20 protein-coding genes and 1 pseudogene are annotated in these 23922 nt (G+C 63.6%); 10 read left to right on the plus strand and 11 right to left on the minus strand.

Going from position 1 to position 23922, the window contains the following annotated elements:
- The first annotated feature begins 63 nt into the window (after nucleotides 1-63).
- Both NKI21_RS24240 and NKI21_RS24245 read left to right on the plus strand, forming a co-directional pair.
- Nucleotides 64-4188, plus strand: coding sequence for a Pls/PosA family non-ribosomal peptide synthetase (locus NKI21_RS24240; protein WP_352867633.1), 4125 nt, complete (start codon nucleotides 64-66; stop codon nucleotides 4186-4188).
- 14 nt (nucleotides 4189-4202) lie between these two features.
- On the plus strand, nucleotides 4203-5312 hold the full coding sequence (locus NKI21_RS24245; RefSeq protein ID WP_352774017.1) for a GNAT family N-acetyltransferase: 1110 nt from the start codon (nucleotides 4203-4205) through the stop codon (nucleotides 5310-5312).
- 9 nt (nucleotides 5313-5321) lie between these two features.
- Here NKI21_RS24245 and NKI21_RS24250 read toward each other — a convergent pair whose 3' ends face one another.
- Complete coding sequence (locus NKI21_RS24250; protein ID WP_352774015.1) at nucleotides 5322-6416, minus strand: KamA family radical SAM protein; 1095 nt, start codon at nucleotides 6414-6416, stop codon at nucleotides 5322-5324.
- Nucleotides 6417-6740: 324 nt separating this feature from the next.
- On the opposite strand from NKI21_RS24250, the gene NKI21_RS24255 reads away from it, so the two are divergent.
- Nucleotides 6741-8396, plus strand: coding sequence for an acyl-CoA synthetase (locus NKI21_RS24255; RefSeq protein ID WP_352774013.1), 1656 nt, complete (start codon nucleotides 6741-6743; stop codon nucleotides 8394-8396).
- 295 nt (nucleotides 8397-8691) lie between these two features.
- On the opposite strand, the gene NKI21_RS24260 is transcribed toward NKI21_RS24255, so the two are convergent.
- Together NKI21_RS24260 and NKI21_RS24265 are read right to left on the minus strand one after the other, a co-directional pair.
- Nucleotides 8692-9582: an NmrA family NAD(P)-binding protein gene (locus NKI21_RS24260; protein WP_352867637.1), complete on the minus strand. Its 891-nt coding sequence runs from the start codon at nucleotides 9580-9582 to the stop codon at nucleotides 8692-8694.
- The gene (locus NKI21_RS24265; RefSeq protein WP_352867640.1) at nucleotides 9579-9761 is read right to left on the minus strand and encodes a DUF1127 domain-containing protein; all 183 of its coding nucleotides are present in this window, start codon (nucleotides 9759-9761) and stop codon (nucleotides 9579-9581) included. The genes NKI21_RS24260 and NKI21_RS24265 overlap by 4 nt, the downstream gene beginning before the upstream one ends.
- A gap of 216 nt (nucleotides 9762-9977) precedes the next feature.
- Between NKI21_RS24265 and gcvA the strand changes: the two genes are divergently transcribed.
- The gene (gene gcvA, locus NKI21_RS24270) at nucleotides 9978-10889 is read left to right on the plus strand and encodes a transcriptional regulator GcvA (protein ID WP_352867643.1); all 912 of its coding nucleotides are present in this window, start codon (nucleotides 9978-9980) and stop codon (nucleotides 10887-10889) included.
- A 274-nt stretch (nucleotides 10890-11163) separates the two neighbouring features.
- Here gcvA and NKI21_RS24275 read toward each other — a convergent pair whose 3' ends face one another.
- Both NKI21_RS24275 and NKI21_RS24280 read right to left on the minus strand, forming a co-directional pair.
- On the minus strand, nucleotides 11164-11376 hold the full coding sequence (locus NKI21_RS24275) for a tautomerase family protein (RefSeq protein WP_352867646.1): 213 nt from the start codon (nucleotides 11374-11376) through the stop codon (nucleotides 11164-11166).
- 54 nt (nucleotides 11377-11430) lie between these two features.
- Nucleotides 11431-12189 carry an SDR family oxidoreductase gene (locus NKI21_RS24280; RefSeq protein WP_352551327.1) on the minus strand — a complete coding sequence of 253 codons (759 nt, stop codon included), beginning with the start codon at nucleotides 12187-12189 and terminating at the stop codon, nucleotides 11431-11433.
- 100 nt (nucleotides 12190-12289) lie between these two features.
- Between NKI21_RS24280 and NKI21_RS24285 the strand changes: the two genes are divergently transcribed.
- A complete protein-coding gene (locus tag NKI21_RS24285; RefSeq protein ID WP_352798417.1) occupies nucleotides 12290-13183 on the plus strand; it encodes a LysR family transcriptional regulator in 894 nt (297 codons plus the stop codon).
- A 23-nt stretch (nucleotides 13184-13206) separates the two neighbouring features.
- Here the strand turns inward: NKI21_RS24285 and NKI21_RS24290 are convergent, their stop codons facing one another.
- On the minus strand, nucleotides 13207-14439 hold the full coding sequence (locus tag NKI21_RS24290) for a flavin-dependent oxidoreductase (protein WP_128304582.1): 1233 nt from the start codon (nucleotides 14437-14439) through the stop codon (nucleotides 13207-13209).
- 75 nt (nucleotides 14440-14514) lie between these two features.
- Nucleotides 14515-14691 (minus strand): hypothetical protein, encoded by a 177-nt coding sequence (locus NKI21_RS24295; protein ID WP_023813351.1) that lies wholly within the window; start codon nucleotides 14689-14691, stop codon nucleotides 14515-14517.
- 84 nt (nucleotides 14692-14775) lie between these two features.
- Here NKI21_RS24295 and NKI21_RS24300 point away from each other — a divergent pair, with 84 nt between their 5' ends.
- The 5 genes from NKI21_RS24300 (at nucleotide 14776) to NKI21_RS24320 (ending at nucleotide 19895) form a co-directional block, all read left to right on the plus strand.
- On the plus strand, nucleotides 14776-15801 hold the full coding sequence (locus NKI21_RS24300) for a GlxA family transcriptional regulator (RefSeq protein WP_352867651.1): 1026 nt from the start codon (nucleotides 14776-14778) through the stop codon (nucleotides 15799-15801).
- Nucleotides 15802-15985: 184 nt separating this feature from the next.
- Entirely contained in the window at nucleotides 15986-16846 is an 861-nt protein-coding gene (locus NKI21_RS24305; protein WP_352867654.1) for an FAD binding domain-containing protein, read from the plus strand.
- Nucleotides 16846-17322 carry a (2Fe-2S)-binding protein gene (locus tag NKI21_RS24310; RefSeq protein WP_352867657.1) on the plus strand — a complete coding sequence of 159 codons (477 nt, stop codon included), beginning with the start codon at nucleotides 16846-16848 and terminating at the stop codon, nucleotides 17320-17322. Before NKI21_RS24305 ends, NKI21_RS24310 begins: the two co-directional genes overlap by 1 nt.
- 1 nt (nucleotide 17323) lies before the next feature.
- Entirely contained in the window at nucleotides 17324-19585 is a 2262-nt protein-coding gene (locus NKI21_RS24315) for a xanthine dehydrogenase family protein molybdopterin-binding subunit (RefSeq protein WP_352867660.1), read from the plus strand.
- A gap of 64 nt (nucleotides 19586-19649) precedes the next feature.
- On the plus strand, nucleotides 19650-19895 hold the full coding sequence (locus tag NKI21_RS24320; protein WP_024501711.1) for a MoaD/ThiS family protein: 246 nt from the start codon (nucleotides 19650-19652) through the stop codon (nucleotides 19893-19895).
- 159 nt (nucleotides 19896-20054) lie between these two features.
- Here NKI21_RS24320 and NKI21_RS24325 read toward each other — a convergent pair whose 3' ends face one another.
- The 4 genes and pseudogenes from NKI21_RS24325 to NKI21_RS24340 all read right to left on the minus strand — a co-directional run bounded on the left by NKI21_RS24325 (nucleotide 20055) and on the right by NKI21_RS24340 (nucleotide 23593).
- Entirely contained in the window at nucleotides 20055-21716 is a 1662-nt protein-coding gene (locus NKI21_RS24325) for a reverse transcriptase domain-containing protein (RefSeq protein WP_352630305.1), read from the minus strand.
- Between the two features lie 252 nt (nucleotides 21717-21968).
- Nucleotides 21969-22310: pseudogene (locus NKI21_RS24330) on the minus strand (ABC transporter permease subunit); the annotation flags it as partial.
- 62 nt (nucleotides 22311-22372) lie between these two features.
- A complete protein-coding gene (locus NKI21_RS24335) occupies nucleotides 22373-23215 on the minus strand; it encodes a COG3904 family protein (RefSeq protein ID WP_352752233.1) in 843 nt (280 codons plus the stop codon).
- A 9-nt stretch (nucleotides 23216-23224) separates the two neighbouring features.
- The gene (locus NKI21_RS24340) at nucleotides 23225-23593 is read right to left on the minus strand and encodes an Ig-like domain-containing protein (RefSeq protein ID WP_352752231.1); all 369 of its coding nucleotides are present in this window, start codon (nucleotides 23591-23593) and stop codon (nucleotides 23225-23227) included.
- Nucleotides 23594-23922: the final 329 nt, after the last annotated feature.

The following is a 23922-nucleotide window of genomic DNA, read 5'->3' on the forward strand; positions in this document are numbered from 1 at the left end:
AAGCATCCCACAACAACTGGAAAAATGGCCGTGCCGGGCGACGCCCGGCCTGGACGGGAAAGTATGGAAATGGATCACGGTGTCGATATCGCCGAACTGGACGCGGAACGATCGGGGCTGGAAAGCGGCCTGGCAGGTGTCGATGCGCTGGTAAGAACGGCCCCCGCGACAGCCAGGCGCGGGCAGATCCTGACGGGCGCCGACTTTGCCCGGCACGGCCTGCCCGGCGAGCGGCTCGACACCGTCTTCGAGCAGCTCGCCGAAATGTTCGCAGCGCTGCCGGCGGTGATCTCCGACGGGCGTGTCTGGACCTATCGGGAACTGGACAGCCGGGCCAACCAGTTCGCCCGCCTGCTGGTCAAGCGCGGCGTGCGGCCGGGCCACCGCGTCGGGCTCATCCTCGACCGCTCGGCGGAGACCTATGTCGCGCTGCTCGCCGTGATGAAGGCAGGCGCTGCCTTCGTGCCGCTGGCCACCGCTTTTCCCGAGGAGCGGATGGCGCTCATCATCGAAGACGCCGGCGTCAGCCTGATCGTCACCATCGCCGCCTATGCGTCGCGCGCCGGCCAGCTGCCGGTTCCGCATCTGCTGATCGACAGCGCGGCCGCCGAGATCTCCAAAGAGTCCGGCGCGCCGCTGAAGCCGAATGCGAAGGCCGCTTCATCAGACGACACCTGCTACATCCTCTACACCTCGGGCACCACAGGCAAGCCCAAGGGCGTCGTCATCAAGCACCAGAGTTTCGTCAATTTCATCCGCGTCGCCGCCGCCTCCTACGGCTACCGGCCGGGCGATCGCGTCTACCAGGGCATGACCATCGCCTTCGACTTTTCCTCCGAAGAGATCTGGGTGCCGTTCGTCGCCGGCGCGACGGTGGTGCCGGCACCGGGCCAGATGCCGCTGGTGGGCGAGGAGCTGGCCGATTTCCTGCGGCTCCATGACATCACCTGCATCGCCTGCAGCCCGACGCTGCTGTCGTCGATGACGTCAGATGTGCCCAGCCTGCGCACGCTGCTGGTCGGCGGCGAGGCCTGCCCGCACAATCTGGTGGTGCGCTGGTCGAAGCCGGGGCGGCAGATCCTGAACACCTATGGGCCGACCGAGGCGACCGTCACCGCTACAATGGGCGCGCTGACGCCGGACAGTCCCGTCACCATCGGCGCGCCGCTGCCGACCTACTCCATCGTCATCCTCGACGCTTCGCTGCCGCAGCTCGCCGAGCCGGGCGAACTGGGCGAGATCGGCATTGCCGGCATCGGGCTCGCGGTCGGCTATCTCAACAGGCCGGACCTGACCGAACAGAAATTCATCGCCGATTTCGTCGGCCTGCCGAACAACCCGTCGAAGCGCATCTACCGGACCGGCGACCTTGGCCGCATCAACGACCAGGGCGAGATCGAGTATGCCGGCCGCATCGACACCCAGGTGAAGATCCGCGGCTACCGCATCGAGCTCGGCGAGATCGAGGCGGTGCTGCTCGACCAGCCCGAAATCGCCCAAGCCGCGGTCACCACCTGGGAGATCGAGCCCGGCCGCGTCGAACTCGTCGCCTATTTCGCAGCGAAGGCCGGCCAGAAGGCGATTTCGCGCGCGGACCTCGCCAGGACCATGAAGCGGCGCCTGCCCGACTACATGGTGCCCTCCTATCTGGAGGAACTGCCTGTTATCCCGATGACGGTTTCCAACAAGGTGGATTTGCGCCAGCTGCCGAAGCCGACAAGCGTGCGGCTTTCGGGCGATCGCGCCATGGTCGCGCCCGGCAATGAGGACGAGCGTTTCCTGGCCGACGCGCTGGCCGCCGTATTGAAATTCGAAGAAGTGTCCGTCGAGGACAATTTCTTCGACGATCTCGGCGCCAACTCGCTGCTGATGGCGCATTTCTGCGCCCGCGTGCGCACCAGGAAGGAATGGGCGACGGCGTCGATGCGCGACATCTATCTCCACCCGACCGTGGCGCGGCTGGCGCTGCATCTGGGCGTGGCGGACGAGATGGCGACGGCCACCAACGAGCCCGTCCTCACCCGCCGGGCCTCGAACTTCGCCTACTGGACCTGCGGCGCCGCACAGCTGCTGTTCTACGCGCTCTACAGCTATGGCGCCCTGTGGGCGGTCAATGACGGCCTCAACTGGATGTATGACGCGCTCGACGATCCGCTGCAGCTGTATCTGCGCTGCGTGGCACTTTCGGCCGCCGTGTTCTTCGGCATGTCGGGCTTTGCCGTTATCGCTAAATGGGTGCTGGTCGGCCGCTGGAAGGCGGAGGCGTTTCCCATCTGGGGCGTGCGTTACTTCCGCTTCTGGGTGGTCAAGACATTGATCCGCACCGCGCCCGTCGTGCTGTTCCGCGGCAGCCCGCTCTACAGCATCTATCTGCAGCTTCTCGGCACCAAGCTTGGCAAGAACGCCGTCATCGAATCGAAATCCGTGCCCGTCTGCACGGATCTCATTTCGATCGGCGCCAACACCATCCTGCGCAAGGAATCGATGATTCTCGGCTTCCGGGCACAGTCCGGCTATATCCACACCGGGCCGCTGACCATCGGCCGCGATGCCTTCGTCGGCGTCGGCTCGACGCTCGACATCGACACCCGCATCGGCGATGGCGCCCAGCTCGGCCATTCGTCCTCGCTGCACCGCGGCCAAAGCATCCCCGACGGCGAACGCTGGCATGGCTCGCCGGCCGTGCCGACCACGGCCGACTATTGCAAGGTGCGCAATGTCGATCCGTCCAACATCCGGCGCTTTCTGTTCGAAGCGGTTCAGCTGATCGGGCTGTTTGCCATCGTCACCCCCTTGCCGCTCTTGTTCCACAGCTATTGGGAAAATGTCGGCGACGACTACCAGGAAACCATCGGCGTCGTCGCGATCGGCACCACGGTGACGCTGTTCGGCTACATGGCCGCATCCTTCCTGGCGGCGACGCTGGTGCCGCGCCTGGTCAGCCTGCTGTTGAAGCCAGGCCGCACCTACACGCTGTACGGCTTCCGCTACTGGCTGCAGACCGTCGCCGAATTCTCGAGCAACTCCCGCGTGCTCGGCCTGCTGGCCGGCGACAGCTCGGCCATCGTGCACTACATGCGAGCGATCGGCTGGAACCTCAACAAGGTGGTGCAGACCGGCTCCAATTTCGGCTCCAACCAGCAGCACGAAAACCCGCTTCTGTGCGAGATCGGCACCGAGACCATGGTTTCGGACGGGCTGTTCATGATCAACATGCACAAATCCGCCGCCGCCTTCAGGCTCGAGCCGACGAGGATCGGCGAGCGCAACTATCTCGGCAACAACATCTATTATCCGCCGGACGGGCGCACCGGCGACAACGTCCTCCTCGGCACCAAGGTGATGATCCCCATCGACGGGCCGCTGCGCGAGAATGTCGGGCTTCTGGGTTCGCCGGCGTTTGAAATCCCGCGCATGGTGAACCGCGACAAGGAACTCATCGCCGGCATCGACGAGGACGACCGGCGCCGGCGCATCCCGTTGAAGAACCGCCACAATCTGGTGACGATCCTGCTATTCGTGGCAACGCAATGGATCATGTTGTTCGCCACGCTGGCGATCTGGGACCGGGCGCTGAACTACTATACCGAATGGGCTGAAGTCGCACTGTTCGTCGCCGTGCTTTTGACCTCGGCGATCACCATTCCGTTCTACATCTTCGTGGAACGGGCGAGCCTTGGTTTCGGCCGGCTGAAGCCGCAGATGACGACGATCTACGACGTCACGTTCTGGCGCCACGAACGCCACTGGAAGCTGGCGGATTCGCCGATCGTGCGCCTGTTCGCCGGCACGCCGTTCCGCCCGATGATCCTGCGCATGCTGGGCGTCAAGATCGGCAGCCGTGTCTATGACGGCGGCAGCAATCTGACCGAACGCTCGCTGGTGGAGATCGGCGACGACGCCACCCTCAACGAGGGCTGCGTCATCCAGGCCCATTCGCTGGAAGAAGGCGCGTTCAAGTCCGACTTCATCCGCATCGGCAAGGGCTGCACGCTCGGACCTTCAGCCTTTGTCCATTACGGCGTGGTGATGGGCGAAGGCTCGGTGGTCGATGTCGACTCCTTCGTCATGAAGGGCGAAGAGCTGGAGCCCAACTCCATATGGCGTGGCAACCCGGCCAAGCTGCATCGCTTCGTCGAACCGATCACCGACGATGGCTCCAAGGCATCGGCCAGGGCATCGGCTTGAAAAAGGGTATCGGCTTGAACACCGGAGACATCCGTCTGGTTGCCGTGACCGAGGCCAACCGTGCCCTGGTCACGGCCCTGGAACTGGCTCCGGAGCAGAGGGATTTCGTCGCCGGCAATGCGGAGTCGCTGGAAGAAGCCGAAACCGACAAAGACGCGCGGCCACGCGTCGTCATGGCCGGGACCCGTGTCGTCGGTTTCCTCATGTACGAGGCGCCCGAGGATGACGACGAGGCACGCATCTACCGCTTCATGATCGACCGCGCCGCTCAGGGCAAAGGCTACGGCAAGGCCGCGCTGCGTAAGGTGCTGGACGAAATCCAGGGGCTCAGCCACATCAGCCACGTCTCGATCTGCTACGAACCGGAGAACGATGCGGCGCGAAATCTCTATCGCAGCGCCGGTTTCGTCGAAGAAGGGCTCGACGAGGACGGAGAAATGATAGCCGATCTCGCTTTGCCGGCCCCGGACGCACGAGTCGTGATGCGGCTGCCCGAGGAAATCGCCTTGGCCGAAGCGATCGCCGCCATCGCACCATCGGGAGTCCGGATCGGATGCCGGATGATCCGCGACGGCGACGACGCCCATCTGCTGCCTGGGGAAGCGCATTCCATCCCCGCGCGTCAGCCTGGCATGCGGCGCGCCAGCGGCGCGGCCCGGTGGATCGCGCACGGACTGCTGGCGGAGCTTGGCGTTGGCGACGTCGCCATCCTGCGCTCGCCAACCGGCGCGCCGGTCTGGCCTGACGGAATAACCGGTTCGCTCGCGCACGACGACGACATGGCCGTGGCGGCGGTTGCCCCGATTGGCGATATCGCCTCGCTCGGCATCGACGTCGAGCCCGCGCAGCCTCTCCCGGATGACATTTTGGCGCTCGTGACAACGCCCGCGGACCGCACGGACGCAGCCGACCGGCATCTTGCCGGCCGCATCCTCTTTGCCGCCAAGGAAGCCGTCTACAAGGCCGTCTATCCGCTCGATCGCAAGGTGCTGGGCTATGAGGACATCACCATCGACCTGAACGCAGGCTGCGCGACGACGAAGACGGGCCGCAAGGCCAGCCTCGCCTATTGCGTTGCCCCGCGCGTGGTGGTGCTGGCATTTGTCGAGAAAAACGCGCGGTAGCGCGCAGCCCTATTCGCCAACGATCTCCCTATATCCCCTCACCTCGCCATCGAGCCCGCGCAGCCGCCAGTTCTCGCCGTCCCGTCCCTCGACATGGCAAGGCCCGATCGGCACCTTGCCGCCGCCCTCCGGCAGGTCGAGCACATAGACGGGGTTGCAGATGCCCGACAGCCGCGCCCGCAGCGCTTCAGTCAGCGCCTGTCCCTGCGCAATCGTCGTGCGCCGGTGCGCCATGCCGCGCGCGAGGTCGCCATGGTGCAGGTAGTAGGGTTTGACGCCGAGGCGGTACATCAGCTCGCGGCAGAGTTCTTCCAGCGCCTCGATGCTGTCGTTGACGCCCTTGAGCAGAACGCTCTGGTTCAGCAGCACGAAGCCGGCTTGCCGAAGCGTGCGGCAGGCGGCCTCGGTTGCGTCGGTGATCTCGCGCGCGTGGTTGAAATGGGTGACGACAGTGACCATCAGCCGGCCCTGCAGCGCCGCGACGAGCCCTGATGTAATGCGCGACGGCAGCACCACCGGCACGCGCGTATGGATGCGCAGCAGCCGCACATGCGCAATGGCTTCGATGCGCGCGAAGATTTCAGCCAGTACCTTGTCGGGCAGCGACAGCGGATCGCCGCCGGTCAGGATCACCTCACGGATTTCGGGGTGATCCGCGATGTAGGCCAGCGCCGGCTCCAACGCCTCGCGCGTATAACCCCTGCCGATCGAGGTCAGCGATTCCTTGCGGAAGCAGAACCGGCAATAGACCGCGCATTGATAGGTCGGGAACAGCAGCACCCGGTCGGCATGGCGATGCGTCAATCGCGGCACCGGGCTGAAGTCATGGTCGGCGATCGGATCGTCGAGTTCCCCTTCCACCTCCTCCAGTTCCTCAGGCGACGGGATGACCTGCGCCCGGATCGGATCGGCCGGGTCGTTCCAGTCGATCAGGTCGAGATAGGCTTTGGGCGCGCGCACCTTGTGGTTCGCGGCCGCCGCTTGCGCCGCCGCGCGCTCAGCTGGCGACAACGGCAGGGAGGCAAGATCGCGCACGTGGCGCACGCCGGCGCGAATTTCGGCCTGCCAGGCGGTATCGGGGTGGAATTTGGTGTCTGTGGTCATCGGAGTTTCTCGGGCGGGTATATTTGGGCCGGACCTATCCGCTGGATGACTGATTAGGTCAACCACGCAGATTGTCAGCGCTGTGATCCTTCACACCCCCCTCTGTCCTGCCGGACATCTCCCCCGCAAGGGGGGAGATTGGATGTCGTTGAGGCGCCGATCTCCCCCTTGCGGGGGAGATGTCCGGCAGGGCAGAGGGGGGTGTTCAAGCGCCAACCTTCCCACCCACCAACTTTCGCCGCATCGACCACGCCCACAATTTCGGGCAAGTTCACACGCGACAGCGCCGCATGGGGAGATGCGGCGCAGCCAGGGAGGACTGCCATGACCAACACACCGGCGCTGTCGCGCTATGTCGATGCCGTTGCTCACTTTCGCATCGACGATGAGATCGCAAGACTTCACGGCGATCCCGCGACGGGCATCAACGCCTGCATCGAATGCTGCGATCGCCATACCGGCCAGAACCGGCTGGCGCTGCGCGCCATCTCCGTCGGTGGCGAGCTGCGGGAGTTCAGCTTCGACGATCTCAAGGAGATGTCGGCGCGCGTCGGCAACATGCTGAAAGCGGCTGGTGTCGGCTCCGGCGACATCGTCGCCGGCATGCTGCCGCGCATTCCCGAACTGGTGGCACTCATCCTCGGCACCTGGCGTATCGGCGCGGTCTACCAGCCGCTGTTCACCGCCTTTGGCCCCAAGGCCATCGACCACCGGCTGAAGACCAGCGGCGCGAAGCTCGTCGTCACCAACATGGCCAATCGCGGCAAACTCGACGAGGTGGAGGATTGCCCTCGGGTTGCGACCATCCTTGCCCCAGGCGAAGCCCTGCCGGCCGGCGACATCGATTTCCGCGCCGCCTTTGCCGCCGTCTCGCCTGACTGCCAGCCGGTGATGCGCAAGGGCGACGATTTGTTCATGATGATGTCGACCTCGGGCACGACAGGTTTCCCCAAGGGCGTTCCGGTGCCGCTCAGCGCGCTGCTGGCCTTCGGCGCCTATATGCGCGATGCCATCGGGCTGCGGCCGGACGACGTCTTCTGGAACATCGCCGATCCTGGTTGGGCCTACGGCCTCTATTACGCCATCACGGGGCCCCTGCTGCTTGGCATCGCCACGACCTTAAACGAGGGCACCTTCACCGCCAAAAGCACCTACGACATCATCGAGCGCCTCGGCGTCACCAGCCTTGCCGGCTCGCCCACCGCCTTCCGCCTGCTGCTGGCCGAAGGACCCGAGGCAGCCGCCCGCGTCAAGGGCCGCCTGCGTGTGGTGAGCAGCGCCGGCGAGCCGCTCAACCCGGAGGTGATCCGCTGGTTCGACGCCCATCTCGCCGCCCCCATCCACGACCATTACGGCCAGACCGAGAACGGCATGATGGTCAACAACCATCACGGCCTGTCGCACCCCGTACGCCACGGCTCGGCCGGCTTTGCCATGCCGGGCTACCGCGTCGTCGTGCTCGACGAGGCCGGCAACGAGCTTAGCCCCAACCAGCCCGGCATTCTCGCCGTCGACATCGCCAACTCGCCGCTGCGCTGGTTCGGCGGCTATCATCAGGCCGAAACCCCTGCCATAGCGGGTGGCTATTACCGCACCGGCGACACGGTCGAGTTCGAGCCCGACGGTTCGATCTCCTTCATCGGCCGCGCCGACGACGTCATCACCTCGGCCGGCTACCGCATCGGCCCGTTCGACGTCGAAAGCGCGCTGCTCGAGCATCCGGCGGTCAACGAGGCAGCCGTCGTCGGTGTGCCCGACCCGCAGCGCACCGAAATCGTCAAGGCCTTCGTCGTTCTGGCGCCCGCCTTTCGAGGCAGCGAGGCGCTGGCCGAGGAACTGGCGCAGCATGTCCGCAAGCGCCTCTCGGCCCACGCCTATCCGCGCGAAGTCGAGTTCGTCAGCGAGTTGCCGAAGACGCCGAGCGGCAAGATCCAGCGGTTCCTGCTGAGGAAGGCCGAGGTGGAGAAGCGGAAGGAGTGACACGGCCGATCTCCCCACTTGTGGCAGGCTATCGCATATGGATTCTTGCGAAGAAGAACCCCCACCCTAACCCTCCCCACAAGGGGGAGGGAATGCTGCCGCGTGCCTTTAATTCTTGTTGGCGCCGAAAAGACAGGCGATGCTTCTGGGTCAGCGCCAACGGAAGTCTCCCTTCCCCTTTTGGGGAGGGGTTAGGGGTGGGGGTCCGTGCCGGGCAGACATCTCAGGAATTCCATATGCGATAGCCCTGCCACAAGTGGGGGTGATCGGCAGTTGCACCGCCGCGCTTCTGCTCCTACCGCCCAGCGGTGCCCGCCATCGCCACAAAGGCGCTCTCGATGGTCTCGAACGTCAGCTCCGGATAGAGCGCGCCGGCTTCCGGCGTGGCCGTCTCGAGCGCGGTCTCGCCGCGTATCCAGAACGCCCGCAGCAGTCCGAGCCAGGGGGCTGATGCGATCATCGCCTCAAGCTCCGCCGCACTCTGGGGCACGATGCGCGGCGAGCGGCCGCTGACCCGGCGCCACAGATCGATCATTTCGTTCTGGGTGATCTCGTTCTGGGCGATGCGGATCTCGCTGCGGATGGCACTGGGGTCGTTCAACGCGCGCAAGGTGACGGCGGCGATGTCCTTCTCGCTGACAAACGTCGCCGGCACATTGCCGTCGCCATAAAGCGTCACCTCTTCGGACGGCAAGGGCGACGAGCCGAAGCGCATCAGGTCGCCCAGCGTCGTCACCCAGGTCGAGAAGAAGCTGTTGGTGTAGATCACCGTATAGGGCAGATCCGCTTGCCTGATCGCGTCGAACACGGCTCGCTTGAGGTCGAGCGGCGGAACCGAGCCCGGTGCAGCGGCGGCAAAGTCGAGGCCGAAGCCGGCGGAAGGTACATAGCGGGAGACGCCGGCATCTCTGAGCGCGCGCACCAGCGTCATCTCGCTGGCCGAATCCACATGCACCGAGCTGATGACGCGATCCACCGCACCGGCGGCGCGGACAAGGCTGTCATAGTCGTCGAGATCGCCGACATGGATTTTGGCGCCGAGCTCCTTCAGCGAACGCAGCCGTTCTTCATTACCGGCTGTTGCCGGACGAACCAGAACGTGCAGGCGATCGCCATTGCCTGCGCTGGCCTTCGCCATCTCGCCACCCAGCAGCCCCGTCGCGCCGATGATCAGGGTGCTGGTCATATCGCCCTCCCATTGCGCAGGATGGAACCGTCCCAGTCGCGCTCGAAGCCGATGTCGTGCAAGCGAGGATTCGAGAAGCGTGAAACTCGGCGAAGCACCCGGCGGCGCTCGACGACTGCAGCGGTTCTGAGTGCAAGACCGCTCATCGCGGCGCGGATGGATTCGAAGGTCGGGTTCATTGTCCGTCTCCTGTATTTGCCTAGGCGCAAGCGTGCCGACGCCGTCCGCGGAGGACGAGCATGACGATTGCTCACACTGTTTCTGGTCGTTCAGCGCAACGGTGAGATGGAGAATCCGATCTGCATGCGCTGCTACACCAACAGATTGAACATTTCTGGGCTGGACGACAAACGACTCTTTGTGCAGGATTTGTGAGCAACGCTCACAGGTGGATCATGCCGCGCAGACTACCGCCCCTCACTGCCCTGCCCGCCTTCGAGGCCGCCGCCAGGCATCTGAGTTTCTCCAAGGCGGCGGCTGAACTCAACGTCACCCATGGCGCGGTCAGCCGCGCAATCCGCAACATCGAGGACAGGCTGGGCATCCAGCTTTTCGATCGGGGAACGCGGTCCGTTCGCCTGACGCCGGTGGGCGCCGCCTATGCATCGGAAGTCAGGACGGCGCTGGACCAGATCGCCGCCGCCACCATCGCCGCCACGCCCGACCGCACGACAGGCATCCTGAATGTCAGCACTTCGGACGGTTTTGCCGGCCGCTGGCTGGTGCAGAGGCTGCATCGTTTCCACCGCGCCAACGCCGATATCGACGTGCGGCTGTCGACCTCCGGCGTGCTTTCCGATTTCGTCAGCGACGGCATCGACATCGCCATCCGCTACGGCAAGGGCGGCTATGCCGGAGTGACAGCGGAATTTCTCGCCGATGAAGAGGTCTTCCCCGTTTGCAGCCCGGAACTGCTGCAAGGCGAACATCCGCTGCGCTTGCCGGCGGATCTCAGGCATCACAAATTGATCCATGATGCCTTTCGCATCGATTGGGCGACATGGCTGCAACATGCCGGCGTGGCAGATGTCGATCCGAAGCGCGGCGTGCGCTTCGATTCCGCCACCTTCGCCGTCGAGGCCGCGGTGCATGGCGAAGGCGTGCTGCTCGGCCGAAGCGCGCTGGTCTCGGCCGACCTTGCGGCGGGGCGGCTGGTTCGTCCCTTCGATCTCGCGTTGAAATCCGCCTCGCGCTACTATGTCGTCTACCGCGACGGCGCGCTGCGCCAGAAAAAGATCAGGGCGTTCCGCGACTGGCTGTTTGCCGAAGTGGCGGCCGACTGGATTGGCGCGACGAAGGGCGATTGAAGCAGAGGTCTACGCTTGCAAACCCAAGCGCTGCAGCGCCGCGCAGACCCCCACCCCGCTGCTTCGCATCGACCCTCCCCACAAGGGGGAGGGTGAGGAAGGCGCCCTGCCCGCCTGCCGAACAGCGCCTTTTTTGGAAATGCGGAAAAGCTGGGCTCCCTACCTCCCCCTTGTGGGGAGGTCGGACCGGAGGTCCGGGTGGGGGTTCTGGCGCAAACTTTACTAGACTGGAGTTCCTCGCCTCACGAAGTCGGGAGAGGAGGTCGGCCCGGCACTACTCCTTTGCGCGAAAAACTTCCGGCACGACGAACACTTCGCCGGCCCGGCCATAGCCGCCGTCGGCGACCTCCTCCACCAGCACCATCGTGAAGGGGCGCGCACCCTCGCCGAAAAAGTCGACGAACATGGCTGTCGTTCGATGGATGAGGTCTTCCTTCTGCGCCCTGGAGAGCGCTGCTTGCGGTAACTTGATGTTGGCGAATGGCATGATCTTTTCCTTTCTGTGGAGTTTCAGGTTCGGGGTGGAGCGGTCGGCGACGCCTCAGACGACGCCGCCATTGGCGCGGATGATTTGTCCGTTGACCCAGAAGCTGTCCGGTCCGGCGAGGAACGAGACCAGCCCGGCAATGTCGTCGGGCTGGCCAAGCCGGCCGAGCGGGATCATCTTGCCGATGGCCTCGATCTGCGCCTCGCTCTTGCCGTCCGTGAACAGGGCGGTCTCGATCGGCCCGGGCGCCACCGCGTTGACGGTGACACGGCGCGCGCCAAGCTCCTTGGCCAGGATGTGGGTCATCGCCTCGACGCCGGCCTTGGTGGCGGCATAGACGCCATAGCCCGGCTGGTAGAGGCCAACGACGCTGCTGGAGAAGTTGACGATGCGGCCGCCGTCGCGAAGCCGGCGCGCGCCTTCCCGCATGCCGCGGAACACGCCGCCGAGATTGATCGCGATCTGCGTGTCGAACGAAGCATCGTCGGTCTGCGCCATCGGCGACGTCTTCATGACGCCGGCATTGTTGACGAGGATGTCGATGCCGCCGAACGCCTTCTCGCCGGCGTCGAACAGCGCCGGGATCCCATTCGGATCGGCGATATCGGCCTGAACGGCGATCGCCTTGCCGCCGCCGGCTTCGATGCTGCGCACAAGCTCTTCGGCCTCGGCGCGGCCCCGTGCATAGTTGACGACGACGGCGACGCCGTCGCGGGCGAGCCGCTGTGCGATGGCGGCGCCGATGCCTTTGGAGGCGCCGGTCACGATCGCGGTTCTGGTTTGGCCACCCGTATCTGTTTGATTGGATGTCATGGAAGTCTCTCCGTGTTGGTGACACGGATATAGGCCGGCCCGCTTTCCGGATAATCAGCCACCTATTGACATCACTATTCGGAAACTGCGAACAAAGGCCATGGATCGACTGGACACGATGCGGCTCTTCGTTCGCGTTCTGGAGCGGCGCAGCTTCACCGCTGCCGCAGCCGATCTCGGCCTGCCGCGTTCAACGGCGACGGAAGCCATCCGGCGACTGGAAGAGCATCTCGGCGCGCGGCTTCTGGAACGAACGACGCGGCAGGTGAACGCCACCCAGGACGGCGAAGCCTACTATCGGCGCTGCCTGTCGATCCTGGCCGAAATCGAGGATGCCGAAGCCGCCTTCCGCAATGCGGAGCCCTTCGGGCTGCTGCGCATCGACGCCAGCACGCTGCTCACCCGCACATTCCTGTTGCCGCGCCTGCCGGAGTTCCTCGACCGCTATGCCAGAATCGACCTGCAGATCGGCCAAAGCGACCGGCTGGTCGATCTCGTGCGTGAAGGCGTCGACTGTGTCATCCGCGTCGGCGAGCTACCCGACAGCGGCATGATCATGCGGCGGCTGGCTGTCATCCGCGAGATCACCTGCGCCAGCCCTGGCTATCTCGAACGCCACGGCACGCCCGCCTCCCCCGATGCGCTCGACGGTCACCAGGCGGTGGGCTTTGTTTCGTCGCGCACTGGCGAGACCCTTCCGTTCGAATTCACCGTCGCCGGCAATATCCGTGAGGTGCGGCTGCCAGGCCGCGTCGCCGCCAACAATTCCGACACCGCCGCCGATCTGGCGCGGCTTGGCCTCGGCCTCATCCAGGCGCCGCGCTATCGCTTCGAAAAGGATCTGGCGGATGGGACGCTCGTCGAGGTGCTGGTCGACTATCCGCCATCGCCAACGCCGCTGTCGGCGCTCTACCCGCAGAACCGTCAGCTCTCGCCACGCCTGCGCGTCTTCCTCGACTGGGCCTCGCGCATCTTCGCCGAGGCCGATCTCTAGGGCGCAAAAACGCCCGCTCCCGGTCAATTCGGTTTTGCAAACCCGGCCAGGGACGCATAGCCGCGTACCACGCTCTTGCGTTCTTCGCGCGAAGCGACGGCGTCGATGTCATCAAAGCCATGCGGCGCCCGGGCCTCGACCAAGTCTATGACCGCTTCCGGCCCGCCTTGCCGATTGGCCAGCACGATGGCCGATGTGGCCGGCCGCCGCTCCCCATCATATCGCGCGAGCGCGGCTTCGACGGTTGGTCCCGCGGCCAGATGCATCGCGAGGCAACCGGCGTCGAGTATTGCCTGGCTGGCTCCGTTCGACCCGACCGGATACATGGGATGCGCCGCATCGCCGAGCAGCGTCACCCGCCCGAACGACCATCGCGGCAGCGGGTCGCGGTCGCAGTTCGGATATTCGTAGAAGCCATCCGTTGCCTGGATGATCGAGGCAGGGTCGACAAAATCAAGCTGAAACCGGTCGCGCACGAAGGGCAGCACATCGTCGATCACGCCCGGGCGGCTCCAGTCGCCGGGACGTAGCGGTGATGTGCCGCTATCACCGGTATTGGCCATCACCGCCCAGTTTGTCAGCCTGGTCTCCGGCTCTTCGCGATCCGGTTCGATCGGATAATACACGAACTTGGCGAAATTGCCGCCGGCAACCGCCATGGTGCGCCCGTCGCGCCAGACCGGCCATGGCGTGGCGCCGCGCCACAGCATCGTGCCGTTCCAGATCGGCGGCCCTTCTTCGGGATAGAGCACGGCCCGGACGGCGGAATGGATCCCGTCAGCGCCTATGAGCAGGTCGCCATGCGCCTCGCCTCGCGAGCCGTCATGCCGGCGGAAATGCGCCACGACCCCGCCTTCGCTCTGCTCGAAGGCATCGACAAGGCTTGCCGTATTGATGATGTCGCCGCCAAGCCTGTTCACCACGGCCCTGTGGATCAGCCCCAGCAGTCTGCCGCGATGAATGCTGATTTGCGGAACCTCATAGCCGGCATCGATGCCGCGCAATTCCTGCCATACGATCTGGCCGAAGCGGTTGGTGTAGACAAGCTCGCGTGTCCTCACCCCCTCCGCGTCGAGCGCCGGCATCAGCCCAAGCCCGGCCAACTCCTTGACAGCGTGCGGGAGCATGTTGATGCCGACGCCAAGTTCGCGGATGTCGTCGGCCCGCTCGAACAGTTCGACCTCGATGCCTGCCTCATGCAGGAACAGAGCAGTGGTGAGGCCGCCGATGCCGGCCCCGGCGATCAATGCTTTCATCAGTCACTCCCTTGCTGTGAAAAATCGGTGCTCGGAAGACGGCCACACACCCGCCGTCGCTTCAGCACGGCATCGTCACCGCGATGCGCCCGACCCGGGATATTCGAGTTGCATGGCGACGAAGTCGGCCGTGCGGGCACCGTGGCTGGCGCTAGCAAGCGCCCTGTGGGCCAGTTGGCGTAGCAATCCGTGCTCCGCCACGACAAGGCCGGCGGCACCGGCACTGCTCCACAACGCAAGTCGCCAACTCATGGGGTCCGATCTCCAGATGGCTTGACGACGAGGGTATCGGCGTTACGTTTCGTCCGAAATGACATAAATCGGGCGAATACTGCCATGCGCAGGCAAGTTGCCGTCGTCGTTCACCCCGGTTTCCAGCTTCTGGATGCGGCCGGGCCGACTACAGTCTTCGAGATTGCGGAGCGCTGCCGCCCGGACAACTATGAACTGGTTTTGCTGGCGCCCGGCGGCGGCGACGTTGAAAGCTCTTCGGGTCTGAAGCTCCTCACCAGGCCTCTGCGCGACGGCCCTTTCGACACCGTTATCGTATCGGGCGGCGAAATCATCCGCTCCATGGAGGCGATGGACGAGATCGTCGCCTGGTTGAGGCGCGCCTCGGCGCGGCGCATCAGCAGCGTCTGCACGGGCGCGTACCTGCTGGCAAAGGCGGGATTGCTCGACGGCCGCCGCGCGACCACGCACTGGGCCAGCAGCGACGACTTCCACCGCCGCTACCCGAAGGTCAGGCTGGATGCCGAGCGTATTTTCATCAGGGATGGCGACATCTGGACGTCGGCCGGCATCTCGGCCGGAATAGACCTGGCGCTCGCCCTCGTCGAAGATGACCTTGGCGCTGAGGTGGCGCGCCGCACCGCGCAGCAGATCGTCGTGCACCAGCGCCGGCCGGGCGGCCAGTCGCAATTCTCGGCCTTCGTCGAGCTGGGCGGGCGAACCGGGCGCTTTGCCGCGCTGATCGAATGGGTGCGGGCAAACCTGGCCGAACCGCTGACCGTCGAATGCCTGGCCGATCACGCGGCCATGAGTCCCCGCAACTTCGCCCGCGCCTTCACCGCCGAGACCGGCGTCACGCCGGCAAAAGCCGTAGAGCGCATGCGCCTTGAGACGGCCCGCACGGCGATCGAGACCAGCCATCTCCCGCTTGAGCGGATCGCCGAAACCGCCGGTTTTGGCGATCCCGGACGCATGCGGCGCGCCTTCCTGCGTACCCTTGGCCAGCCGCCGCAGGCGTTTCGGGCGGCTGCCGAACACAGGGGCTTCAGCCGGGGCGGCCAGGCAGCGGCTCTGCCCGGCCTAAAGGCCGTTCCGGTCCAATGGCGGACAAAAGCGAATGAGCGCACTTGATCCACAACCGAAGTTTCACGAAACTCGTCTCAAAGCCGGTTGCTGCCATTCAGCGCGCCACCTTCCGTCTGTTGGACTGGATATTGCGGCGCCTGGCCTAATCGCCGCAGATGAGGAACCGGATGGCCATTATGAGGAGACTGTTTATAACGGTCGCTGAAATCGCGATGACCAAGGGGAGACGATGCGCTACATACGTCCGCTTTCAATAGAAGATGCCGTTGGCCAGTTGGCCGGGTCGGCTGGTACGGCCGCCATCCTCGCGGGAGGCAGCGACCTCCTGGTCAGGATGAAGGGCGGCTTTGCCGAACCAGAGCTGATCGTCGACATCAAGGCGATCGATGGCTTGAGCGAGATCCGGGAAACGGCTGAAGGCTTCAGCATCGGCGCCGCGGTTCCCTGCGCCGTCCTGGGAGAGAACACCGCCCTCAAGAAGGCATGGCCTGGCGTCGTCGAGGCGGCCAAGCTGATCGGCTCGAAGCAGGTGCAGGGACGCTGCACCATCGTGGGCAATCTCTGCAACGCATCGCCGGCCGCCGACAGCGTGCCGGCGCTGGTTGCCGCCGGCGCCAAGGCAGTGGTCGTCGGGCCGGCGGGCCGGCGCACGATCCCCGTGCAGAGCGTGCCGACCGCGCCGGGCAAGACGTCACTCGCCAAAGGCGAGATCATCGAGGCGATCCTGCTCGACAGCCAAGCGCCGCGCTCGGGCGATGCCTATCTGCGTTTCATTCCACGCACCGAAATGGACATCGCGGTGGTCAGCGCCGGCGTGAACCTGACGCTCGATGAGCACGGTGTGGTCAAATCGGCCCGCGTGGCGCTGGGCGCCGTGGCGGCGACGGTGCTTCTGGTCGAAGAGGCGGCGGAGGTGCTCATCGGCTCCAAGCTGGACGAGGCGACGCTGGAGCGGCTCGCCAAGGTCTGCGCGGGGGCCTGTCGGCCCATCGACGACAAGCGCGGCACTATCGAATTCAGAAGAAAAGTTGCGGGCGTGCTGGCCAAGCGGGCCGCCACGACCGCCTATGCACGTGCAGGAGGCAAATGATGGCTGGAATTGCGGTTTCAACGACAATCAACGGCGACAACGTCGAGTTCCTGTGCCAGCCGGACGAGACGCTGCTGGACGTCCTGCGCGATCGGCTGGGGCTGACGGGCGCCAAGGAAGGCTGCGGCACCGGCGATTGCGGCGCCTGCAGCATCATCCTCGACGACCGGCTGGTGTGCTCATGTCTGGTGCTCGGCGCCGAGGCTGAAGGCCGGCGCGTCGAGACCATCGAGGGCATGGCCCATGGCGATACCCTGCACCCGCTGCAGCAGAAGTTCCTCGAGCATGCGGCGCTGCAATGCGGCATCTGCACGCCGGGTTTCCTGATCGCGGCCAAGGACCTCCTGGCCAAGAACCCCGACCCGACCGAGGAAGAAATCCGCTTCGGCCTCGCCGGGAACCTCTGCCGCTGCACCGGCTACGACAAGATCGTGCGCGCCGTCCAGGACGCGGCCATCGTGATGAAGGGAGCCTGAGATGAATTTCGATCCACGTTTTTCCGGACGTAAATTCACCTCCGTCGGCACGCGTCCGATCCGTCCCGACGGCGTGGACAAGGTGACGGGCCGCGCGCGCTATGGCGCCGACTTCAACATGGCCGGCCAGCTGGTCGGGCGCGTTCTGAGAAGCCCGCACGCCCACGCCAGGATCGTGAAGATCGACATTTCGAAGGCCGAGAAGCTCGCCGGCGTGAAGGCGGTGATCACCGCGGCCGACCTGCCGGACCTCACCGATGGCGATGCCGCCATGTACGACGTTCTCGACAATTGCATGGCGCGCACGAAAGTGCTCTATGACGGCCATGCGGTGGCCGCGGTCGCCGCGATCGACGCCCGCACCGCCAGGCAGGCGCTGAAGCTCATCGAGGTCGAGTACGAGCTGCTGCCGCACGTCACCGATGTCGACGAGGCGGCGAAGCACACGGCGCCCTTGATCAATGATGCCATCTTCACCGAGGGTCTCGAGGAGAAGCCGGTAAAACCCTCCAACGTCACCAAGCGCAGCCAGTTTGGCCATGGCGACGTCCATCAGGGTTTCGGCCACGCCGACTTCATCGTCGAGCGCTCCTTCAAGACCGAGCAGACGCACCAGGGCTATATCGAGCCGCATGCCTGCGTGGCGAATTTCAGCTCCGACGGCACCGCCGACCTCTGGGTCTGCACGCAGGGCCATTTCGTCTACCGCCAGCACTGCGCCCAGCTGCTTGGCATGGAAGCCTCGAAACTGCGCGTCACCTCCTCGGAGATCGGCGGCGGTTTTGGCGGCAAGACCCATGTCTGGGCCGAGCCGGTGGCGCTGGCGCTGTCGCGCAAGGCCGGCCGGCCGGTCAAGCTGGTGATGACCCGCGACGAGGTGTTCCGCGCCTCGGGCCCGACCAGTGCCACCTCGATCGACGTGAAGATCGGCGCCCGCAAGGACGGCACGATCACCGCCGCCGAAGCGACGCTGCGCTACAGCTGCGGCCCGTATGCCGGCTCCTGGGCCGAGATCGGCGCGATGACGGCCTTCGCCTGCTACAAGCTCGATAACGTCAAGACGGTGGGCTACGAAGTGCTGGTCAACCGGCCCAAGACCGCGGCCTACCGCGCGCCCTCCGCGCCCATGGCGGCGTTCGCGGTGGAAAGCGCTGTTGACGAGCTGGCCAAGAAGATCGGCATGGATCCGGTCGACTTCCGGATCAAAAACGCCGCGCAGGAAGGCACAAGATCCTCCTACGGTCCGGTCTACGGCCCGATCGGCATCGGCCCGACGCTCGAGGCGGTGAAGAGCCATCCGCACATGAAGGCGCCGCTGGGCCCGAACCAGGGCCGCGGCATGGCTTGCGGTTTCTGGTTCAACTTCGGCGGCCAGACCTGCACCGACCTCAACATCGGCATGGACGGCTCGGTCTCGCTTGCCGTCGGCACGGTCGATGTCGGTGGTTCGCGCGCGTCGCTGTCGCTGGTGGCGGCGGAGGAACTCGGCATCGACTATAGCCAGGTCAAGGCGATCGTCGCCGACACCTCCAGCCTCGGCTACAACGACATGACGGACGGCAGCCGCGGCACCTTCTCGTCTTCCATGGCGACGATCTCGGCCGCCCGCAATGCGATTCTGATCCTGCGCGAGCGCGCCGCGCAGATGTGGGACATTGCCGTCGACGACGTGGTCTGGGAAAAGGGCCACGCGATCGCCAAGGGCGAGAAGCACGGCAATCTCGGCAAGTTGTCGCTGAAGGAGATCGCGGTCGAGTCGGGCAAGACGGGCGGACCGATCGCCGGCCACAGCGAGCTCGTCGCCGATGGCGCCGGCGTCTCCTTCGCCACCCATATCTGCGATATCGAGGTCGATCCCGATACCGGCGCCACCAGGGTCATTCGCTACACGGTCGTGCAGGATGCCGGCAAGGCGGTGCACCCGACCTATGTCGAGGGACAGTACCAGGGCGGTGCCGCGCAAGGCATCGGCTGGGCGCTCAACGAGGAGTATATCTACGGCAAGGACGGGCGGCTGCAGAACGCCGGCTTCCTCGACTACCGCATCCCGGTCTGCTCGGACCTGCCGATGATCGACACGCAGATCCTCGAAATCCCCAACCCCAACCATCCCTACGGCGTGCGCGGTGTCGGCGAGACGTCGATCGTGCCGCCGCTGGCGGCGATCGCCAATGCGGTGTCGAACGCCGCGGGCGTGCGCATGACGCATATCCCGATGTCGCCGCCGCGCATCCTGGCGGCGATCGAGGCGGCTAGAGCATGATGCCGAAAAGTGCGAAGCGGTTTTCGGATAACATCATGCTCCATCCCGAATAGGGGTCTCGCGAATGGTCGAAGTAACGCTCTGGGGCTCGCTCGCCGCGACCGCCGGAGGCAACAGCAAGGTCGAGATCGAGGCCAAGGATATAAGGGAGCTGTTCAGGAAGCTGGCTGAACAGTATCCCGGCCTCGAGCCCTTGATCGACAAAGGCATCGCGGTGGCGATCGACGGCACGATCTATAGGGATACGTGGTCGAAGAAGCTGCCGGAGGGGGCGGAGATTTTTTTGCTGCCGAGACTGGCGGGGGGATAGGCGAACACCTGGCAGGGTAAAAAGTGCACTGTCACCGTAACTCGACACCGTAACTCGTAATCACGTAATTCAGCGGACGCTCATCAGCGGGCGGCGCGATCTCCGCGGACACCTTTACAATCAGCGCGTCGGCCCGTGCCGGCGCGGATAATCCAACGCCTACTCAGCAAGCCAATCGTTTAGCACCTCGACATGAATAGCAAAGTCTCGTCCTTCGCCGGGTCCACCTTTGTGGACGACACCGGCGACCGCGTCGTTGCTGTCGAGAATGGGACCACCAGACATGCCCTGTGAAAGCTTTTGCGTCACTTCGATCAACTTAACACCGTGCTTGACAGGAAGTGAGCTCACCTTCCCATCTCGTACATTGAGCCTGTCGCCAGGACCAAAGCTTGGATAGCCGACTGCGATCAACTCTTGACCGACAGCAACGGCGTGAGTTGATCGCTCGAAGTCGAAATACTCGGTAGTTGGGATAGCGTGACCAAGAATCGCAAGATCACGATGCTTGTCTCGCTTGAGCACGGTCGCCGTGAATCTGTTAGCAAACTTACTCGGGTGATAGACCTCAATTTCGTCCACTCCCTCTACGCAATGCGCGGCGGTGACAAGGCCGACATCCTTGAGGAAGAATGCACTGCCCTGCAACAACTTGAGCTTCTCGCCCTCACCCTCACAATACTCGATAACCCACACAGCCCGGTCCCGGATCTCGTCCGCAGTCGGCGTCACCTCGATCTTTCGGTCCGGGAAGCTAGCGTTGAAACGGATAGCAATAGCCCGAAATACAGGGTCAGATTGGCCTCGGATGTACTTAAGCCAGGTGATCTTGCCTCCGAGATGCTTGCCAAGGTCGGACGAGCCACCATGGTCTCTCTTGAATTTCGCCTGCGCGGCCGTTCTGCCCAGTGTCTCCACCGAATAGAGCGCTGCCCGAATATTTCGGACATAGCGACGGTCTACATTGATTAGCTCGTTGATCTTGAGCCCGGTAACCATCCGGCGCGAATTTCGGTCGGCGTAGTGTGCCTTTTCGGGGTTTATCGCGAATCCGTTACTGACGACGATGTTGCGCAGGGCCGAAACGAGGAGATCGGGTGCGAAATGGCCCAAGGGCTGAGCCGGTCCCTCGAACAGCGCCGCCATGGGTTGATGGCTCGAAAGCGTGATGTCATCTGCATAGCGTGTGTAGATGCAGCGTACGCCCTTCGCGAAGGCAAGCAGTTCCTTATCCAAGCGAAAACAGATCATGTTGGAGAGGACAGGACTGGTTGGCGCGCCCTGAGGCAGATGAGAGTTGGAGCAGCAGAGACGGGTAATGATGCTTGCTACGCGACTGTCGATGCCGAGAGCTTCAAGGACGCCAGTGACTCGGCTTTCGGTGATCGATGGAAAGAAATCCTTCAGATCGATGTTAAGCACGTAGCGCTTACGCAGGTGCGCCAACGCGTTGGTCTTTACCGATTTTCCAGAGACAAAACCATGGACTGGATTTCGAACGCGATAGAGCCGGTCAAGTAGCGGAGCGATCTGCCTCTGAAGATATTTGAGGCGCTCGTTCGGCGCGCTGATAATCCTGGTCTTGTCCTTCCCCTTGGCGATCTCGAACTGGTGGTACATGCGTCCGCGAAACCACCAGATCTTTTTCAACTCCTTGGCTGACATGCCCAAATAGGTGAGAAGCGAAGCTTCATTGGCCAACTCAGGAGGTATTGTGGCGCGGACAACAGGGATACCAAAATAGGACGTCGGCACGAGGTCTCCCTTCCAATCACGCCATGTGACGCGTTTATTGATGGCGCGCACGATATGTGCAGACATTAGCTCTTACGCCGCAGTTACTACAGCGCGTATGCGAGGGGAGACCTCGTGTGACGAGGCCTATCAGTTCTTTGGTGAGTCTTCAAACCTGCTCGTAGATATTTTGCGGATCATCCGAGTTGCATTCGGCATTACGAATGAACGGCCACTTTTGGCGCAGCTCTCCCGCGTGAATGACAGAGAAGGCGCAGTGCTGTCTTTCAGAGTTTCGCCTGCCATAGTCGCCTCGAGCCAAAAGCAGCCGCCTCTCCCCTACCTTTCCTCCACAATCCGCAAATACGCTGCCGTCACGAACAGCACGATCAGCCCGAACAAGATCCGCCTTGCGCCTTCGGGCATCTGCAGGATGGTCAGCAGGGTCGTCAGCACGGTGAGGATCAGGGCGCCGATGATGGTGCCGGTGTAGCCGCCGCGGCCGCCGAAGATGGAGGTGCCGCCGATGACGGCGGCGGCCACCGAGGGCAGCACCAGCGGTTCGGCGAGCGAGAGGGAAGGGGTCTTGATCAGGCCGATATAGAGCAAGCCGGTGATGCCGGCGAGCACGCTTGAGGTGATGAAGAGCGCGGCTACTACTTGGCAGTAGTGGGCGTGTGATGGCAACGCTTCGCTTCTTGGTGTCGCAAAAATTTGCGCCGTCACCAAGAAGCAGAGCTCTCTCACTGCAAGATGTCCTTCGCCGGCGAAGCGGCCGCAGGCAACACGCCAATTCCACTGATGATGTAGCCCGGATCATCAGAGTACGAGAAGACTTTTGTAATGACACCTGATTTCAGGGCTTCAGCGCTTTGGAGGTTGTAGAGACCGTAAGGTGTCGCAAGTCCCATCATGGCGAACACGTCGTGGCTGCTGACGCCCATTTCGTCGAGGTAGGTGGAAAGCATTTGCTTCAACGTGGGGTCGGACCGCGTCGAAATTGCATCGAGGTCTCTTCTCCCGGTCTGTTCGGATCCTTTGTAGCCATTGACCGTTATTTGATGGAGGCCGATGCGGGCATTAGCAGCTGCAGCGCGAACCTGGCCGCCCATAAATGCAAGTGGGCAAGCCGAGAAGCAATAGGCGCCTCCTGAGTGGACTTCACCTTGCGACCAGCCGTTCTGGACGATTTTTTCTGGACAGCGCGGTACAAGCATTGGGCAGCCGTTTAGCAGCGTTCTGCCCACTGCGGTTTCCAGGCCGGCGGCGCGGATCATGCGCCCAACCGAAAGCGCGGCAGCCACGTCCCCGCCGGGAGACTGAAACACGACAGGAAGTTTCTTGCCCTTCAGCCGTTTCAGAAACTTCTTGAACCGTCTGCCGGTGTCACCTGTTATGGCGCCTTCGGCCGATATCCATTGGATGCAGGTTTGCGTGCAGTCGCCGTTGCGCACCAGAGCAAAATTCATTGGCCACTCGTCGGGCACTTGCTTTGTTTCTGCGGCCGATGCTGCCGCAATCAAGCAAAAAAGAGATGCGGCGATGATGAGGTAAACGGTCGGCAGTAAAGCAACGCGCATTGCCATGATGATAGCTCAATCAACCTTCATAGTCATGGTCACTGTCGACTTGCCGTGGTTGACTTGGCTTTTTCCAGCGGCGACGAAAACAAAGGTGTCAGTGCCCTTGTAGTCACTTTGGGCCTGATAGGTGAGGACCGAGCGGCTGAGGGCCGTGACGACGCCATGCTGAGGGCGGGAAATGATTTTCAGAGTTGTGAGGGTACCGCTGGCTCGGATAGGAAATACACACTTTTGGCCACTATGGACCATGGCGCTGCCAGTCGCGTCCACGCCGAGCCAGAAACGCAATCGCCACGGACATTCGTCCGCCTGCGCTGATGTTGCAAGGCTCATGCCGAGAAAGCCGGCGAGAGCAAGGGCTGAAAGTCTGGTGGAGATCATGGAATAGCACTTTCTTGCCAGATGAGATTTAAATAAAGCATCGGATTGTCGCGTGTCGATCCATGCCCGAAGCCGATCAATCTTTCGGACTCGGTGGAATCAACAACTCTTCGAAATTGCAAGTCAAATATATTGGCAGAATCCGACCAATGCCCTTGGTCTGCAGAATTATCTGAGCCCATTAAAAAATAGCGTCAGCTTTTCCTTGGATTTCTCCACATCCGCGATCCCCCCCGCCTACAGGCAGGGATTTCTGCATATTGGTGGTATGTCATGCAATGGATTTTATTTTCTATTTGAAATTGGCGTCATGAATTGGCCGAGCTTCA

Source organism: Mesorhizobium sp. M0715 (assembly GCF_040320355.1).
Lineage (GTDB): Bacteria > Pseudomonadota > Alphaproteobacteria > Rhizobiales > Rhizobiaceae > Mesorhizobium.